The 15,326-nt window shown below is 71.9% G+C and carries 15 protein-coding genes; 4 read left to right on the top strand and 11 right to left on the bottom strand.

What is annotated here, in order from left to right; translation table 11 throughout:
* Positions 1-215: 215 nt before the first annotated feature.
* Entirely contained in the window at positions 216-677 is a 462-nt protein-coding gene (locus DTB53_RS19065) for a molybdenum cofactor biosynthesis protein MoaE (RefSeq protein WP_003966433.1), read from the bottom strand.
* A 97-nt stretch (positions 678-774) separates the two neighbouring features.
* Entirely contained in the window at positions 775-1,926 is a 1,152-nt protein-coding gene (locus tag DTB53_RS19060; RefSeq protein ID WP_003966434.1) for an SDR family oxidoreductase, read from the bottom strand.
* A gap of 190 nt (positions 1,927-2,116) precedes the next feature.
* Here DTB53_RS19060 and DTB53_RS19055 point away from each other — a divergent pair, with 190 nt between their 5' ends.
* On the top strand, positions 2,117-3,586 hold the full coding sequence (locus DTB53_RS19055) for a zinc-dependent metalloprotease (RefSeq protein WP_003966435.1): 1,470 nt from the start codon (positions 2,117-2,119) through the stop codon (positions 3,584-3,586).
* Positions 3,583-4,122, top strand: a complete 540-nt coding sequence (locus DTB53_RS19050; protein WP_003966436.1) for an NUDIX hydrolase — start codon at positions 3,583-3,585, stop codon at positions 4,120-4,122. The genes DTB53_RS19055 and DTB53_RS19050 overlap by 4 nt, the downstream gene beginning before the upstream one ends.
* An 87-nt stretch (positions 4,123-4,209) precedes the next feature.
* Here the strand turns inward: DTB53_RS19050 and DTB53_RS19045 are convergent, their stop codons facing one another.
* The 4 genes from DTB53_RS19045 to DTB53_RS19030 all read right to left on the bottom strand — a co-directional run bounded on the left by DTB53_RS19045 (position 4,210) and on the right by DTB53_RS19030 (position 8,073).
* Positions 4,210-4,965, bottom strand: a complete 756-nt coding sequence (locus tag DTB53_RS19045; protein ID WP_012379123.1) for an AIM24 family protein — start codon at positions 4,963-4,965, stop codon at positions 4,210-4,212.
* Positions 4,966-4,984: 19 nt separating this feature from the next.
* On the bottom strand, positions 4,985-5,665 hold the full coding sequence (locus tag DTB53_RS19040) for an AIM24 family protein (protein ID WP_003966438.1): 681 nt from the start codon (positions 5,663-5,665) through the stop codon (positions 4,985-4,987).
* 11 nt (positions 5,666-5,676) lie between these two features.
* Positions 5,677-7,323, bottom strand: a complete 1,647-nt coding sequence (locus tag DTB53_RS19035) for a TerD family protein (RefSeq protein ID WP_012379124.1) — start codon at positions 7,321-7,323, stop codon at positions 5,677-5,679.
* 120 nt (positions 7,324-7,443) lie between these two features.
* Positions 7,444-8,073 carry a M48 metallopeptidase family protein gene (locus tag DTB53_RS19030; RefSeq protein WP_042496169.1) on the bottom strand — a complete coding sequence of 210 codons (630 nt, stop codon included), beginning with the start codon at positions 8,071-8,073 and terminating at the stop codon, positions 7,444-7,446.
* A 311-nt stretch (positions 8,074-8,384) separates the two neighbouring features.
* Here DTB53_RS19030 and DTB53_RS19025 point away from each other — a divergent pair, with 311 nt between their 5' ends.
* Positions 8,385-9,545, top strand: coding sequence for a ThiF family adenylyltransferase (locus DTB53_RS19025; protein WP_012379126.1), 1,161 nt, complete (start codon positions 8,385-8,387; stop codon positions 9,543-9,545).
* A 65-nt stretch (positions 9,546-9,610) separates the two neighbouring features.
* Positions 9,611-11,119, top strand: coding sequence for an ABC1 kinase family protein (locus DTB53_RS19020; protein WP_012379127.1), 1,509 nt, complete (start codon positions 9,611-9,613; stop codon positions 11,117-11,119).
* A gap of 98 nt (positions 11,120-11,217) precedes the next feature.
* Here the strand turns inward: DTB53_RS19020 and DTB53_RS37450 are convergent, their stop codons facing one another.
* The 5 genes from DTB53_RS37450 to DTB53_RS18995 form a co-directional block, all read right to left on the bottom strand.
* The gene (locus DTB53_RS37450; protein ID WP_012379128.1) at positions 11,218-11,421 is read right to left on the bottom strand and encodes a hypothetical protein; all 204 of its coding nucleotides are present in this window, start codon (positions 11,419-11,421) and stop codon (positions 11,218-11,220) included.
* A 101-nt stretch (positions 11,422-11,522) separates the two neighbouring features.
* Positions 11,523-11,882 (bottom strand): putative WhiB-interacting protein, encoded by a 360-nt coding sequence (locus DTB53_RS19010; protein ID WP_012379129.1) that lies wholly within the window; start codon positions 11,880-11,882, stop codon positions 11,523-11,525.
* Positions 11,879-12,247, bottom strand: a complete 369-nt coding sequence (locus DTB53_RS19005; RefSeq protein WP_003966445.1) for a WhiB family transcriptional regulator — start codon at positions 12,245-12,247, stop codon at positions 11,879-11,881. The genes DTB53_RS19010 and DTB53_RS19005 overlap by 4 nt, the downstream gene beginning before the upstream one ends.
* A 176-nt stretch (positions 12,248-12,423) precedes the next feature.
* On the bottom strand, positions 12,424-12,753 hold the full coding sequence (locus DTB53_RS19000) for a hypothetical protein (RefSeq protein ID WP_042496173.1): 330 nt from the start codon (positions 12,751-12,753) through the stop codon (positions 12,424-12,426).
* 167 nt (positions 12,754-12,920) lie between these two features.
* Positions 12,921-15,137, bottom strand: coding sequence for an ATP-dependent DNA helicase UvrD2 (locus DTB53_RS18995; protein ID WP_003966447.1), 2,217 nt, complete (start codon positions 15,135-15,137; stop codon positions 12,921-12,923).
* Positions 15,138-15,326: the final 189 nt, after the last annotated feature.

The following is a 15,326-nucleotide window of genomic DNA, read 5'->3' as shown; positions in this document are numbered from 1 at the left end:
GTCGTGCGATTGCGGGCAGCCCAACTCGCCCATATCGCACCACCGACAGCAGCGAAAAGTGGAATCAACAGCCAAGCGAGTACCGCCATCACGACCTCCCTACCCCATGAGCGACCGGGTGCCCGATCAGCAGATTAACGATCCGGAAGACCAACGCTCGTGGCGGGGGTGCGGTTACGCAAATCGGGGCTGATGCGCCCCGGTCCGGTTTGCGCTCAGCAGGCTCCGACCCACTCCTCCGTGCCGTCCGAGAAACGCTGGTGCTTCCAGATCGGAACCTGGTGCTTGAGGTCGTCGATGAGCTTGCGGCAGGCCTCGAAGGCCTCGGCGCGGTGCGGGCAGGCGACGGCGACGACCACGGCCAGGTCGCCCACCTCCAGTTCACCCACTCGGTGGACGGCCGCCAGGGCACGGACGGGGTAGTCGGCGACGACCTTCTCGGCCACCCGGCGCAGCTCGTCCTCGGCCGAGGGGTGGCAGGAATAGCCGAGCGCGCCGACGTCCTGCCCACCGTCGTGGTTGCGCACGGTGCCGACGAAGAGAGCGATGCCGCCCGCCGCGTCGTCGCCGACGGCACGGAAGACCTCGTCGACGGAGAGCGGGGTGTCCCGGATCGCCAGCAGCCGGACGGGGTCGGCCGCCGCGTGCTCGCCGGGGTGGTCGTGGGTGGGTGCCATGCCCCCATCGTGCCGTACGGCTCCGGCATCCCGGAATTGCCTGTTCTTCCGGCCGCCGGCCGGCCGCTTTGGAGCCTCCTACAGGACCTCCGGGCGGTCAGATGCGGCGGCGGGCCTTGCGGGCGCGGCGCACCACGGCGGCGGCGCCGAGCAGGGCGACCGTGGCTCCGGCGGCTCCGGCCGCGGTGGCGTCCTTGCGGCCGAGGCGGCGTCCGGCGAGCGTGTGGCGGCCCTCGGCCTCTTCGAGGAGGGCGCCGAGCACCTCCTCGTTCGTCCACTTCGGCCGCCAGCCCACGTCGTGCAGCCTGCTGACGCTGACCACCCAGGGGTGCATCGTGTACGCCAGGTCACCGGCCGGGGACGGGGTGAGGCCGATCCGGTGGAGCCGGGCGGCGGCCCCGAGCGCGACGGCGGAGGGCAGTTCCATCCGGCGCACGCCGCTGAGCTCCTCGACCTCCTCCTGCTCCAGCCAGCCGTCGCAGCCGACCGCGAACTCGCCGTCGATCTTCTCCAGGGCGGCGTACTCCAGCGCTGTCACCAGGTCCTCGACGTGGCAGAACTGCCAGGTGGGGCGGGATCCGGCGACGACCAGGAGGCGCGGGGACTCGAAGTAGCGGGTCAGGGCGGTGTCGGTGCCGCCGACCAGGACGGTGGGGCGCACGACGGTGACGTTGAGCCCGGGGTGGGCGCGGGGCGCCCGGCGGCCGAGCCGTTCGATCTCCAGCAGGTCGCCGACGCCGGTGGCCTCGGCGGTGGCGCGCAGCTCGGCGTCCTCGGAGAGCGGCACATCGTTGTCGGCGAGCGCCCCGTAGACCATCGCCGAAGTGCACAGCACGACCCGGTGGACCCCGACGGCCGCAGCGGCGGTGAGCACGGTCTGGGTGCCGCGTACGTTGTACGCGGTGCGGGCGGCGGGGTCGGTCTCCAGATCGAGGTCGAGGGCCAGGTGGACGACGACGTCCGCGCCGCGCAGCTTCTCCGCGATCGCCGGATCCCGTACGTCCAGGATGTGCCAGGTCGCCTCGGAGACCTCTCCACGGCGCTCGTCGATCGCGATGACCTGCTTGATCGCGTCGGACGCGGCGAGGTGGGCGGTCAGCAGCTCGCCGATGCCGGTGGCGGCGCCGGTGACCGCGACGACGGGACCCCGGTTCCCGGGGGACCTGGGGCGTTTGTTCTCGGGCGTGCTCTCGGGCGAGGGGTCGGTCAGGTTTCGCGCTGCGCGAACCTGCGGATCTGGGGAACTCACCGGGCGTCTCCAGCGGTTGTCTTCAGTACGTACCCGAATGACGCGTACGTACCAGGTGGCGTCCATCCTGCCGCAGGCCGGGAGTCGGCGGAGCACTGAGGCCCGAAGCGGGCGTGGTGTCTACGCTGGATGGTGATGTCGGGCAGTCGCCGTCGGTTCGAGCCGGCGGCCCTACGAGCCGAGGAAACCCGTGAGTGACACCCCATTCGGATTCGGCCTTCCGCCGGAGGAGCCGGAGAACGGCGACGAGGGCAAGAAGAAGGACCCCACCGAAGGTGGGCAGAGCGCGGGCGGGCCCGGGAGCCCGTTCGGATTCGGGCCGGGAGCGGGAGGGGACAACCCGTTCGCCGCGATGTTCGGCTCGATGAATCCGAACGATCTCGGCGCCGCCTTCCAGCAGCTCGGTCAGATGCTGAGCTACGAGGGCGGTCCCGTGAACTGGGACATGGCCAAGCAGATCGCCCGCCAGACGGTCTCGCAGGGCGCCCCGGACGGCTCCAAGGACGCGAGTGTCGGCCCGTCCGAGCGCACGGCGGTCGACGAGGCGCTGCGGCTGGCGGACCTGTGGCTGGACGGGGTGACGTCGATGCCGTCCGGTTCGGTCTCCACCGTGGCGTGGAGCCGCGCGGAGTGGGTCGAGGCCTCGCTGCCGGCCTGGCAGCAGCTGGTCGACCCGGTGGCCGAGCGGGTGGGCCTGGCGATGGGCGATGTGCTGCCCGAGGAGATGCAGGCCATGGCGGGCCCGCTGATCGGCATGATGCGGTCGATGGGCGGCGCCATGTTCGGCCAGCAGATCGGCCAGGCCGTGGGCGTGCTGGCCGGCGAGGTGGTCGGTTCCACCGACATCGGGCTGCCGCTGGGGCCGGCGGGCAAGGCCGCGCTGCTCCCGCTGAACGTGGAGAGGTTCGGCAAGGACCTCAGCGTCCCGCAGGACGAGGTCCGCCTGTATCTGGCCCTGCGCGAGGCCGCTCACCAGCGGCTTTTCGCCCATGTGCCGTGGCTGCGGTCGCATCTGTTCGGCGCCGTCGAGGCGTACGCCCGCGGTATCAAGGTCGACACCAGCAAGCTGGAGGACGTCGTCGGCCAGTTCGACCCCGCCCAGCCCGAGCAGTTGCAGGACGCCCTTCAGCAGGGCATGTTCCAGCCGGAGGACACGCCCGAGCAGAAGGCGTCCCTGGCGCGTCTGGAGACGGCTCTCGCGCTGGTGGAGGGCTGGGTGGACGCGGTGGTCCACGAGGCCGCGAAGTCCCGGCTGACCTCGTCCGACGCGCTGCGCGAGACGATGCGCCGGCGCCGCGCCTCCGGCGGGCCGGCCGAGCAGACGTTCGCCACGCTCATCGGTCTCCAGCTGCGCCCGCGCCGGCTCCGGGACGCCTCGCGCCTGTGGGCCTCGCTCACGGACGCCCGGGGTCTGGAGGGCCGGGACGCGCTCTGGGCCCACCCGGACATGCTGCCGACGGCCCACGACCTGGACGACCCGGACGGCTTCGTCCATCACGAGCAGGCCGACTTCTCCGAGCTGGACAAGATGCTCGGCGAGGCGGCGAAGGGCTCGTCGAAGCCCGCCGCGGAGGACGAGCCGAAGCCGAAGCCCGTCGAGGGCGGGGACGACGGCGGCGACGAGGGCACGAGCGAGGGCAAGGACGGCCGCGACCTGTGACCCTGCGCGACGACGCCGTTCTCGTACTGAAGGGCTATGCCCCCGGGGACGAGGCCGGTGACCAGGCGGAGCTGCGTCAGGCCTACCTGGACCACCTGGCACGGCACGAGGACGGCATGTGGAAGGCGTGCGGGGCCGGGCACGTCACGGCCAGCGCCCTGGTGATCGATCCGGAGCGGGAGCGGGTGCTGCTGACCCTGCACCGGAAGCTGCGCATGTGGCTCCAGATGGGCGGCCACTGCGAGGAGCGGGACACCACCCTGGAGGCGGCGGCGCTCCGGGAGGCGACGGAGGAGTCCGGCATCACGGGGCTCGCCCTGCTGCCCGGCGGGCCGGTCCGGCTGGACCGGCACCCGATTCCCGCCCCCTGCCACTGGCACCTCGATGTGCAGTACGCCGCGGTGGCCCCGCCCGGAGCGGCGGAGCGGATCAGCGAGGAGTCCCTGGAGCTGCGCTGGTTCGGGTACGCGGACGTGCCGGGGGTGGCCGACGCCTCCGTGGTGCGCCTGCTGGAGGCCGCGCGGTCCCGGTTGTAGCGGCGGGCCGCAAGGATGTGCGTAAGGGGCGGCCTCCGGGAGGCCGCCCCTTACCGCTGTGTTCCGCCGGACCCGTCCCGGTGCCGGTCAGCTCCAGGCGTTGTTCTGGTTCTGGCCGTGGGAGCCCTGCTGGCCCACGCCGAACTGGGCGCGGGCGCCCTGGCCGATCTGGGCGTTCTGCGGAGGCATGACCTCGCTCGGCTGGACCAGGGCGAAGCCCTGGCCGAGGAAGCTCAGCTCCCAGCCCTCCCCCGTGTTGCCACGACGCCGGAAGACGCCGGAGGAGTGCGTCTGGGCCTGCATCTGCACCCGCAGGGAGCTGGACCAGGCGACGATCGCGTCCGCGTCGACGTTGACGTACTTCTCGGGCGTGACCTGCATCATCAGCGGCTGGCCCGAGGTCATGAGGGCGACCTTGCCCGAGCCGGAGATGTTGAGCTGGTACTTGCCGCTGCCGGAGATCCCGTACTGGCTGTCCACGGCGATGACCTCGGTGTGCAGCGAGGAGTCGAGGGCGAGGACGTAGGAGCTGTCCACGGTCATCCCCTCGCGGTCGACGTCCACGACGTGGATGTACTGCGCGAGGTTGGCGAGGTAGACGGTGCCCTGGCCCGACACGCGCATCAGGTCGAGGCCCTCGCCGGTGTTCGCGCGGGCGCGGCGCTGCCCCTGGGACCGGTATTCGCCGTCGAAGTCCATCAGGCCCTGGTAGGCGACCATCGCGCCCTTGCGGGCGAGGACATCCTCGTGGCCGGTCAGCGAGACCCGCAGGAGCTGCGGGTTCTGGATCGCGTAGCGGTCCTGGGTCTGCTGCTCGGTGTGGCTGAAAAGCGGACTCTGCATGATGTGTTCTCCCTCCCCGTCAGTTCCGGATCCGCAGCCGGTCGGTGCTGTCCTCGCTCGGCTGGACGACCACGATGCCCTGGCCGGAGAAGGCCATCTGGTACGCCTCGCCGCTGCCGCGGCCGATCAGCGAGCCGGCCTTGAAGCTCCGCTTGCCCTTCACCTTGAGGTTCGGGGACCAGGCGACGAGCGCGTCCGGGTCGACGTACGTCTCGTCCTCGCCGCGTCCGCAGTCGACGACGATCGGGGTGCCGCGGGAGGTGATGGCGACCCATCCGGTGCCCTGGACGACGACGTTCCACAGGCCCTGTCCGGCGAACTTGGCGAGCCCCTTGACCTTCTCGACGCCCCAGGTGAGGTGGGCGTCGAAGGCGAGGAGGTTGGTGCCGTTGACGGAGATGGAGTCGTTGTCGAGGTTGACGACGACCACGTCGGCGCCGTAGTCGGCGAGGTAGAGCAGCCCGTCGCCGGAGCACTTCATGACGGGCGCGCCCTCGCCGGTGATCCACTGGGAGGCGATCTGCCGGGCGGCGGGCGGGTTGGGCTCGTACTGGATGAAGCCCTCGTACGCCACCATCGAGCCGGTGCGTGCGAAGAGGTCCTGCCCGGAGGCCATGGCGACCTTGAGCATGGTCTTGCCGTGGTTCTCCATCCGGGCCGTGACGGGGGTCGGGGCGAAGCCCGCGAGTTGCTGGTTCATGACGGGCTCCCTCAGACCTCGTAGGGCTGGACGACGATGAAGTTGCCGGGGGCTCCCCGGAACTGGAGGTTCACGGTCTCCCCGCTGTGCCCGGGGTAGGCGTTGCGGCGCAGCCGGACCTGGGTCGAGACGATCACCTGGGAGGCGGCCGACCAGGCGACCACCGCGTTGCAGTCGGCGAACGTGGTGGGGGTGACCGGCAGGACGACCGGGGTGCCGTGGGTCTTCACGATCACGGTGCCGGTGCCCTGGAACTGCATGGTGAACAGTGCCCCGCCGGGGATGCCGTGCCCCTCGACCCTGCGGACCTCGTAGTGGAGGGACTCGTCGAAGGCGAGGACGCTCTCGGCGGAGACACAGATGGCGTCGCCCTGGAGCTCGATCGGGTGCAGGTGCGAGCCTTCCTCGGCGAGGAAGACCTGGCCGCGGCCGGTACAGCGCATCAGCTGCATCTCCTGGCCGGTGGCATTGCCCACGGCACGGCCGACGAACCCGGCGCTCTTGTAGCCGAAGTCCACCTTGCCCTGGTACATCACCATGCTGCCCTGCCGGGCCAGGACCCCGGATCCGCCCATGGTCAGGTCGACCCGCATGAGCTGCTGGTTCTGCGGGGTCCAGCGCTGGCCGGTGGCGGTCTCCTTGTACGGCTGGAGGGCCGCCCGGAGACCCGCGCCCGCGGCCGGCACTCCCTGGGGAACGCCCTGGGGGACGCCCGGGGGCATGCCGACGGGGGGCTGCTGGCCGTACGGGGCCGGTGCGGGCTGGCCGTAGGGAGCCGGGGGCTGCTGGCCGAAAGGAGCGGCGGGCGGCGCGCCCTGGCCGGGGACCTGGCCGAACTGCGGCTGGTGCGGTTGGTGCGGCTGCTGGGGTTGGCCGTACGGGGACGGGGCCTGGGGTGCCTGCGGGGCCTGGGGGGCCAGCGGAGCCGCGATCGTCGGCGCCGCGTGCATCGGCTGCTGCGGCGCGGGCGGCGGCGTCGGCGCGGACGGCGGCGTCGGCGCGGACGGGGCGCCGAAGGCGGGTGCGGGCTGCGGAGCCGGGGGCGGCGCGCCGAACGCGGGGGGCGCGGCGGCCTGGGCAGGCGGGGCGAATCCCGGGGCGGCGGCCGGTGCGGCGGGCGGCGGCTCCTCCTCGGCGATCTCGCCTCCGAAGTTCTTCAGGAGCGCGTCGAGACCGCCGTCGAAGCCCTGGCCGACGGCGGCGAAGCGCCAGACGTCCTTCAGGTAGAAGTCACCGAGCATCACGGCGCGCTCGGTGGTGAACTCCGATCCGGTGAAGGAGTACCGCACCACTTCCTCGCCGCCCGCGACGATCCGGATGTATCCCGGGCCGATCTGGGACATCTGGCCGGCGCCGTCGAGCGTCGCGGTGAAGGAGAGCTTCTGGATGGCTGCCGGGATGGCGTCGAGCGTGACGCGGAAGGACTCGGTGTCACCGGCCTGCGCACCGAGGAGCTGGATGGACTCCTCGGGCGACTTCGGCTGGTTGAAGAAGATGAAGTACCGGTCGTCGGAGAGCTGCTCATGGGCGTCGAGGCCGAAGCAGCTGATGTCGAAAGTCAGCCCCGGCGCCGCGATCTGCACGCCCACGTACAGATCCGTCCCTGCCGTGAGGTCACTGATCTTGGCCTTGTGGCCGCGTTGGAATTCCCTGGCCATGCGTAACGACCGTCCCCCATCCCGAAGGTAAATGCGTCGCGTCAGGCTAACCGCAAACGACGACATCGGACCAAGCCGGTACACACCCGGTACAGAATCGGCGAACGCGACCGGTCCCGGTCACTCCTCGCGGGCGGCGGGCAGGTGGGGCAGCCGCTCGGCCGCCACGACGCCCTCCAGATACCCGCGGGCGCGCTCGGTGCGCGGGTACGCCTCCAGCAGCCGCCAGAAGTCGGGGCCGTGTCCGGGAACGAGCAGATGTGCCAGCTCGTGGAGGAGGACGTAGTCGACCACGTACTCCGGCATGCCCTGCAACCGGTGCGAGAGCCTGATGCTGCCCTCGGCCGGGGTGCACGAGCCCCAGCGGGTGTTCTGGTTGGTCACCCAGCGCACCGTGACGGGCCTGGCACGACCGTCGAAATACTGGGCGGACAGCCGGGCCGCACGCTCCGTGAGCTCGGTGTCGCCCAGGTGGCGCTTGCTCTCCTGGGCGGCGAGCTTGTCCAGCATCACGCCCACCCAGCGCCGCTCCTCCGCCTGCGACATCCGGGCGGGGATGAGCACGATGGTGCGATCGCCCTCGCGGTACGCGGAGACCGACTTCCTGCGCCGGGTGCTCCTGCGGACCTCGACCTCGACCGCGCTCGTCGCCGAAGCGCGGGCCGGGCGGGCTGCCGCGCCGCGCTGATGGCTTCCGGCGCTGGGCACGGGGGGCTCCTCGGCGAAGCAGGGCAACGGGTCGGCGGGCACGCCACGACGTTACCCGCTGTCCGTGGGGGAAGTCCCGCCCCCGGGGACGGTTCGCATCGATCCGCACCCGCCGCACGCGCTGCGGCACGGACCGCGGCACGGACCTTTGAGCACGGACCACACACCGGGCGAGCGGTCGAACACCCATCGAACGAATAGCGGCTTGTACGACTGATGGCCTGTGCCTGTGGACAACTTCGGGCACGGTTCGGCGCGGGCCCGCATTCTGGCGGAGGTCCTGCGGAAAGAGCCGTGGGTCAACGGGTCCGCGAGCACATCCGCGCCCGCGACACCGCTCGGGGGGAGAATTCATGTATCCGATGCTGAAGCCCGCACTGCGCCGCGCCTGGCGCGGGCGGAACACCGTGCAATTCGGTGTGACACCCGCACATGCGGTGACGCTCGGGCCGGTGGACCTCGCCACGGGGAGCTTTCTGGAACTGCTCGACGGCACCCGAGGGCTGCCGCTCCTCCACGAGGAGGCCCGCGCCCTGGATCTGTCGGAACGTCATGTGGACACACTGCTGGCACGGTTGACGGAGGCCGGACTCCTGGACGATCCGAGGTCGGCCGGCCAGGGAGCCGATGTCCTGTGCCGCCGCGCCGAGGTGATGGATCGCCAGCGCCCCGATGTGGCGTCCCTTTCGGTCGTCCGCCCCGAGCCGGGCGGTGGCACGCGCCGGATGGCGGCCCGGCGGGCGATGCGGGTCCAGGTCCGGGGAGCGGGCCGGGTCGGGGCGTCCATCGCCTCGGTGCTGTCGGGCGCCGGAGTGGGGCACGTGGAAGTGCTCGACGGGGGCCGGACCGAGCACGGGGACGTGGCGCCCGGGGGACTCCCCCCGGCAGCCGTGGGGGAACGGCGCGACGTGGCGGCCCGTCGGCTCGTCCGCCGGTCCGCGCCCGGGCCCGCTCCCCGGCGGGCGGGGACGGACGGGGCGGCGGCCGGCCCACCGGGGAGCGCCGGGCAGCCCGGTCTGTCCCTGATCGTCGTCGCTCCCCGGGACGGCCTCGCGGTGTACGCGCCCGTCGCGGACACGGCCGGTCCCTGGATCGCGTCGGGCACTCCCCATCTCTATGCGGGAGTGATCGAGGCCACCGGGGTGGTCGGGCCGCTCGTCCTGCCCGGGGGCACCGGGTGCGCGGGCTGCCTGGAGCTGCACCGTGCGGACCGGGATCCGCAGTGGCCCCGGATGCTGGCGCAGTGGCGTTCCGGGCGGCGGGGAGCGGTGCCCGCCTGCGATCTGGGGCTCGCGACGGCGGTCGCCGGTCTCGCCGCGGCCCATGCCCTGGCGTTTCTGGACGGGGACCTCCCTTCCTGTACCGGAGTTCGCTGGGAGGCGGCTCTGCCCTTGCTGGACTGGCGTTCCGAGCCGATCGGCCCGCATGCGGACTGCTCCTGCGGAGCGGCCGGAGGCGCTATGAGGGATCGGACCTCCGGCGCCCTTCCGGCGCAGGACACAATGGCGGGGTGACCGCCGTCGCCGGAGCGACACCGCCAGGCGCGAGCGGCACGGCAGTCTGGGAACTGGAGGGGCACATGTCTGATCTTCCCCGAAAGGCGGTTACGCGTACGGCCAAGCTGGCCGCGCTTCCGCTCGGCTTCGCCGGCCGTGCCACATGGGGTCTGGGCAAGCGGATCGGCGGAAAGTCGGCCGAGCTGGTCGCCCGTGAGGTGCAGCAGCGCACGGCGGACCAGTTGTTCAAGACCCTGGGTGAGCTGAAGGGCGGGGCCATGAAGCTGGGCCAGGCCCTCTCCGTCTTCGAGTCGGCTCTGCCCGAGGAGGTTGCCGGACCGTACCGGGCCGCGCTGACCAAGCTCCAGGAGGCCGCGCCACCGCTGCCCGCCCGCACGGTCCACGAGGTTCTGGCGACAAGGATCGGAGAGGACTGGCGGGAGTATTTCCTGGAGTTCGAGGACACCCCGGCGGCTGCCGCCTCGATCGGGCAGGTGCACCGGGCGGTGTGGCACGACGGCCGCCGGGTCGCGGTGAAGGTGCAGTATCCCGGTGCGGGCGAGGCGTTGCTCTCCGATCTCGGCCAGCTCAGCCGCTTCGCCCGGCTGCTGGGTCCACTGGTTCCGGGGATGGACATCAAGCCGCTGATCAAGGAGTTGCGGGACCGGGTCTCGGAGGAACTGGACTACGAGCTGGAGGCCCGGGCGCAGCGGGAGCACGCGGCGGAGTTCGCGGACGACCCGGATGTGGTGATCCCTCAGGTGGTGCACCAGTCCGACCAGGTTCTGGTGACGGAGTGGATCGACGGGATCCCGCTGTCCGAGGTCATCGCGGAGGGGACGGCGGAGCAGCGGGACCGGGCAGGACAGTTGCTGGCCCGCTTCCTCTTCTCCGGTCCGGCGCGCACCGGCCTGCTGCACGCCGACCCGCACCCGGGCAACTTCCGGCTGCTGCCACCGGCGGCGGAGGACGCGGGTCGGACCGAGAAGGGGGTGGGGACCGAGGACGTGGAGCGGACCGGGGACGCGGGGCTTCCGGAGGAGGACGGCGGTGCGATCGGGTCCTGGCGGCTGGGGGTGCTGGACTTCGGCACCGTCGACCGGCTGCCGGGCGGACTGCCGCGGAACATCGGCGACTCCCTGCGGCTGACGCTGGAAGGTGACGCGGCGGGGGTGTACGGGCTGCTGCGCGAAGAGGGCTTCGTGAAGGAGTCGATCGGCCTGGACCCGGACGCGGTGCTCGACTATCTGGTCCCGATCATCGAGCCCACGCAGGTGGAGGAGTTCACCTTCAGCCGGGGCTGGATCCGCGAACAGGCGGCCCGTATAGCCGATCCGCGCTCCCCCGCCCATCAGCTCGGCCGGCAGCTGAATCTCCCGCCGTCCTACGTCCTCATACACCGGGTGACGCTCAGCACGATCGGGGTGCTGTGCCAGCTGGGCGCGACGGTCCGGCTGCGCGACGAGCTGGAGGAGTGGCTGCCGGGGTTCCTCGCGGAGACCGCCGAGGACACCGGGGTGGCGGAGGCGGAGTACGCCGAGGAGAAGGGCGAGCCGGAGGGGGAACCCGAGGGAGAACCCGTCCAGGCGTAGGACAGGTCAGGAGCCTCGGTTACCACCGGGGGGCCTCGGTTACCACCGGGGGGCCTCGGTCACCACCGGGGGCCTCGGTCACCACCGGGGGGCCTCGGTCACCACCAGACGGAGTCGAGGCGGCTCTCTACAGCGCGGATGTGGAGGCGGGCGCAGCTCTCGCAGAAGAGGAGTCGGCGTCCGTCCTCCACGGAACAGAGCCAGGTCAAAGGGGCTGTGTCACCCTCGGCCACGGTGCCGCAGCGAGCACACACCGCGCCGTGGCCGGCGGCCTGTTCGGGGGGATGGGTCTCCTCGTCCACCTCCTGACGATATCCCCGCGGCCGGACGGGCGCAGGGGGTACAACGCACCGCGGGGCCGTCCGTGTCCGGACGGCCCCGCGGTGGGGTGATGCGTGCACGGTCAGTGCATGACCGCCATGGCCAGCGCGCGGCGGGCGCGCAGCGAGGCGCGCTCCGCCCGTCGCTGCATCCGGCGGGCGGTGATCAGGCGGGCCGACCTGCGGTCCTCCTGGGCCTCCCGCAGGCGGTCGCGCATATGCGCACGCGCCATGGCTTCTGGGATGAGTTGCATTTCGCGGGTCCTGTTCTGACGCGAGTCGTTCGCGCCGATGATGGTGACGTCGGGGGTGGCGGAGCCGACGGGCTCCTTCGTGGGGGTGATCATCGGTGCCTGATTCCGGGGGTCATGGGTCTGGGGACGGTCGATGGTTCCGAGGCGGAGCCGGCGTGTGGGGGCGGGGACCCCACAGGTCGCGGTCACGCTGCGACCGGGTTCTTGCGCGGGCGGCCACGCGGACGCTTGCGGGCCACGACGACGCCCTGGACGAAAAGCTCGCCGCCCCAGACGCCCCACGGCTCCCGGCGGTCCTTCGCCCCGGCGAGGCAGGCCTCGACGAGCGGGCAGGTGCGGCAGAGGGACTTGGCGTACTCGACGTCGGCGGGCGACTCGGCGAAGAAGACCTCCGGGTCGTAGGAACGGCACGGCACCGGTACGCCGAGGTTCTCGATGGCGTCGTCGAGCGCGGTGAGCGTGGTGAGCGGGGTCAAGGCGGAGTCCTCCGTGGAGCCGGGCGGCGAGATCGGGGTGGAAAGCGGTACTGACGGGGCGTGCGTTTCGGTGTGCACGGTGGGTGGTGTCCTCGTCTGGTCGTGCCGGCCTGTTGGCCGGTTGGCGGCTGCTGGTACCAGGTCCTGCTTGTCCCGAGGCTCCTTCATTCCGTCCCGTCCGTTCGGACAAAACAAAAGGGCCGCGGATCCCGAGTGGGGTTCCGCGGCCCTGAAGGCGCCGGCCTGATGCTGGATCAGGCTGGATCGCTCCAGGGTTCAGGCCCACGGAAGGCCCACATCGTGTGGTGCTGCTGCGTCTGCTTCTCGGCTCCGGCACCGGCTGCCGCAAAGGCATAGGCCTGAGCCTGCGCTGCCTTCGCTACTGCTGCCGCCGGTGCCTCGATCGGTCGCTCATTACGCTCCCGCGTCACGGGGAGGCTCGCCGGGGACAGCGGACGGACGGCGGAGACGCCGGACAGACCGGTGGCGCGAAGCGAGGCAACCGAGGAGCGGGTGAGGCCGAGCGAGCAGGCGGAGACGACCGAGAGATCGGTCATTTTCTGGGTTTCGATGATGCTGATCACTTCAATCGCCTCCTCTCGGCGTCTCAGGGGGACCGGCCGAAACCGGTCCTGCGTATTCGGATAAGTACAGCACGGCATCAGGGCTTCAGAGAAGCCGCCGTTCCCGTGGTTAAGAACCTATGGTGACGACTGGGGCGGGCGCAAACTATTTTCTGGACGAGTTTTCCTCAGGTCTCGTCCGGGCCCTCCTCGGACGCGCCATCAATCGCCTCACCTGCGCAGATCGCCAGAACATCGGTGCCGAAGCGGCTCAGCTTCCGGTTGCCGACGCCGGCGATGACGACCAGCTCGCCTTCGGTGGACGGCACGGCCTCGGCGATCGCCATGAGCGTCTTCTCGGTGAACACGCAGAAGTCCGGCTGCCCCAGCAGGGCCGCCTGGGCGGCGCGCCAGTCGTACAGCCGTCCGTAGAGCGCCTCGTCCATGTCCGATGGGCACTCCTCGCAGCGCATCAGCTTCATCTCGCCCGCGTCGGTGAGCGTGCGTCCGCAGACCCGGCAGCGCACCGGGCTCCTGGGTCTGCGCTCGACGGCCGGGGTCCGCCCGACGGCGGCCCGGCCGGCTCCCCGGTCGATCCCGCCGCCCCCACCGACGCCGCCCCGTGTGCCGGCCCCCGTCGAGCCGGGCCGCAGCCCGTTCAGGAAGCGGGTCGGCCGCCGGTTCGCCCGGCCGCCCGGCGACCGGGACAGCGCCCAGGAGAGCGAGAGGTGGATCCGGGCGCGGGTGATCCCGACGTAGAGCAGGCGGCGCTCCTCCTCGACCTGTTCGTCGGTCTTGGCGTAGGCGATCGGCATCATGCCCTCGGTGAGGCCGACCAGGAAGACGGCGTCCCACTCCAGGCCCTTCGCCGCGTGCAGCGAGGCCAGGGTCACCCCCTGGACCGTCGGGGCGTGCTGGGCGGCCGCCCGCTCGTCCAGCTCACGGACCAGGTCGGTCAGGGTCGCCCCCGGTTTCGCCGCCTCGAAGTCCTCCGCGAGGCGCACCAGCGCGGCCAGCGACTCCCAGCGGTCGCGCACGGCTCCCGATCCGGCGGGCGGCCGGCCGGTCCAGCCCTTGGTCGAGAGCACCGCCCGCACCTGGGAGGCCAGGTCCTCCGCCCCGTCGAGCAGGGAGTCGTTGCGCCCCGCGCGGGCCGCGCCGCGCAGGGCGGTGCCCGCCTCGCGGACCTCCGCCCGCTCGAAGAACCGCTCGGCCCCGCGCAGCTGGTAGGGCACCCCGGCGTCCGCCAGGGCCTGCTCGTAGACCTCGGACTGGGAGTTGACGCGGTAGAGCACGGCGATCTCGCCGGCCGGGACGCCCGCGGCGATGAGGTCGCGGATGCGCCGGGCGGTGGACTCGGCCTCGGTGGGCTCGTCCCCGTACTCCGTGTAGACCGGCTCGGGGCCCTTGTCGCGCTGCGAGACCAGCTCCAGACGGTGGTCGGCGGCCTTGCCGTGGGCCTGGCTCAGCAGACCGTTGGCGAGGTGGACGACCTGGGGGGTGGAGCGGTAGTCGCGCACCAGCTTGACCACGGTCGCCCCGGGGTGGCGGGTGCGGAAGTTCAGCAGATGGTCGGGGGTGGCGCCGGTGAAGGAGTAGATCGTCTGGCTGGCGTCGCCGACGACGCAGAGGTCGTCCCGGTCCCCGACCCAGAGGTCGAGCAGCCGTTGCTGGAGCGGGCTCACGTCCTGGTACTCGTCGACGACGAAGTGCTGGTACTGGCCTCGCACGTGCTCGGCGATGTCGTTCCGGTCCTGGAGGATGCCGACGGTGAGCAGCAGCACGTCCTCGAAGTCGATCACCGAGCGGTCGCGCTTGAGCTGTTCGTAGGTGGAGTAGATCTGGGCGAGGACCGCCGGGTCGCGGGGGGCGTCCCGCTGGGTCTTGGCGACCGCCGCCGGATAGTCGGCGGGGACGGTCTGGGTGACCTTGGCCCACTCGATCTCGCCGGTGACGTCCCGCAGCTCGTTGCGGTCGAGCCGGAGCTCGCAGCGGGCGGCGGCCTCGGCGACGAGCTGCACCTTCCGCTCCAGCAACCGGGGCAGCTCGCCACCGACTGCTTTCGGCCAGAAGTACTGGAGCTGGCGGAGGGCGGCGGAGTGGAAGGTCCGGGCCTGGACGCCGGTCGCGCCGAGCTGTCGCAGGCGGCCGCGCATCTCTCCGGCGGCCCGGTTGGTGAAGGTGACGGCGAGCACGGTGGCCGGCTGGAGGATGCCCGCACGCACCCCGTAGGCGATGCGGTGCGTGAGCGCGCGGGTCTTGCCCGTACCCGCTCCGGCCAGCACGCACACCGGTCCGTGCAGGGCCAGGGCCACCTCGCGCTGCTCGGGGTCGAGCCCGTCCAGCACGGCGTCCGGGGTCTCGGGGACCTGGGGGAAGAGGGTGGAGTGCGTTGCTGCTGTCACCCCGCCATGCTGCCAGGTCTCCAGGGGCGGATGCGGCGGTTGTCCACAGGGGTGGGGTGTTCGTCGTACCGGCTCCGGCGGTACGGGGGCCGGTGCGGGGACGGCAGGGGGCCGGCACTCGGGCGGCACGGGGGGCATGGTGGGAAGGTGGGAATGGCGGTCGCGCCCCGGACGTTGCCTATCCATGCG

It is taken from the genome of Streptomyces griseus (genome assembly GCF_900460065.1).
GTDB lineage: Bacteria > Actinomycetota > Actinomycetes > Streptomycetales > Streptomycetaceae > Streptomyces > Streptomyces griseus.
This window is presented reverse-complemented; position numbering and strand designations above follow the sequence as displayed.

Excerpts from the sequence above, each read along its gene's own strand:
- DTB53_RS19065 (WP_003966433.1), bottom strand. The coding sequence starts at position 677 with ATGGCACCCACCCACGACCACCCCGGCGAGCACGCGGCGGCCGACCCC.
- DTB53_RS19045 (WP_012379123.1), bottom strand. The coding sequence starts at position 4,965 with ATGCAGAGTCCGCTTTTCAGCCACACCGAGCAGCAGACCCAGGACCGC.
- DTB53_RS19040 (WP_003966438.1), bottom strand. The coding sequence starts at position 5,665 with ATGAACCAGCAACTCGCGGGCTTCGCCCCGACCCCCGTCACGGCCCGG.
- DTB53_RS19035 (WP_012379124.1), bottom strand. The coding sequence starts at position 7,323 with ATGGCCAGGGAATTCCAACGCGGCCACAAGGCCAAGATCAGTGACCTC.
- DTB53_RS19025 (WP_012379126.1), top strand. The coding sequence starts at position 8,385 with ATGTATCCGATGCTGAAGCCCGCACTGCGCCGCGCCTGGCGCGGGCGG.
- DTB53_RS19020 (WP_012379127.1), top strand. The coding sequence starts at position 9,611 with ATGTCTGATCTTCCCCGAAAGGCGGTTACGCGTACGGCCAAGCTGGCC.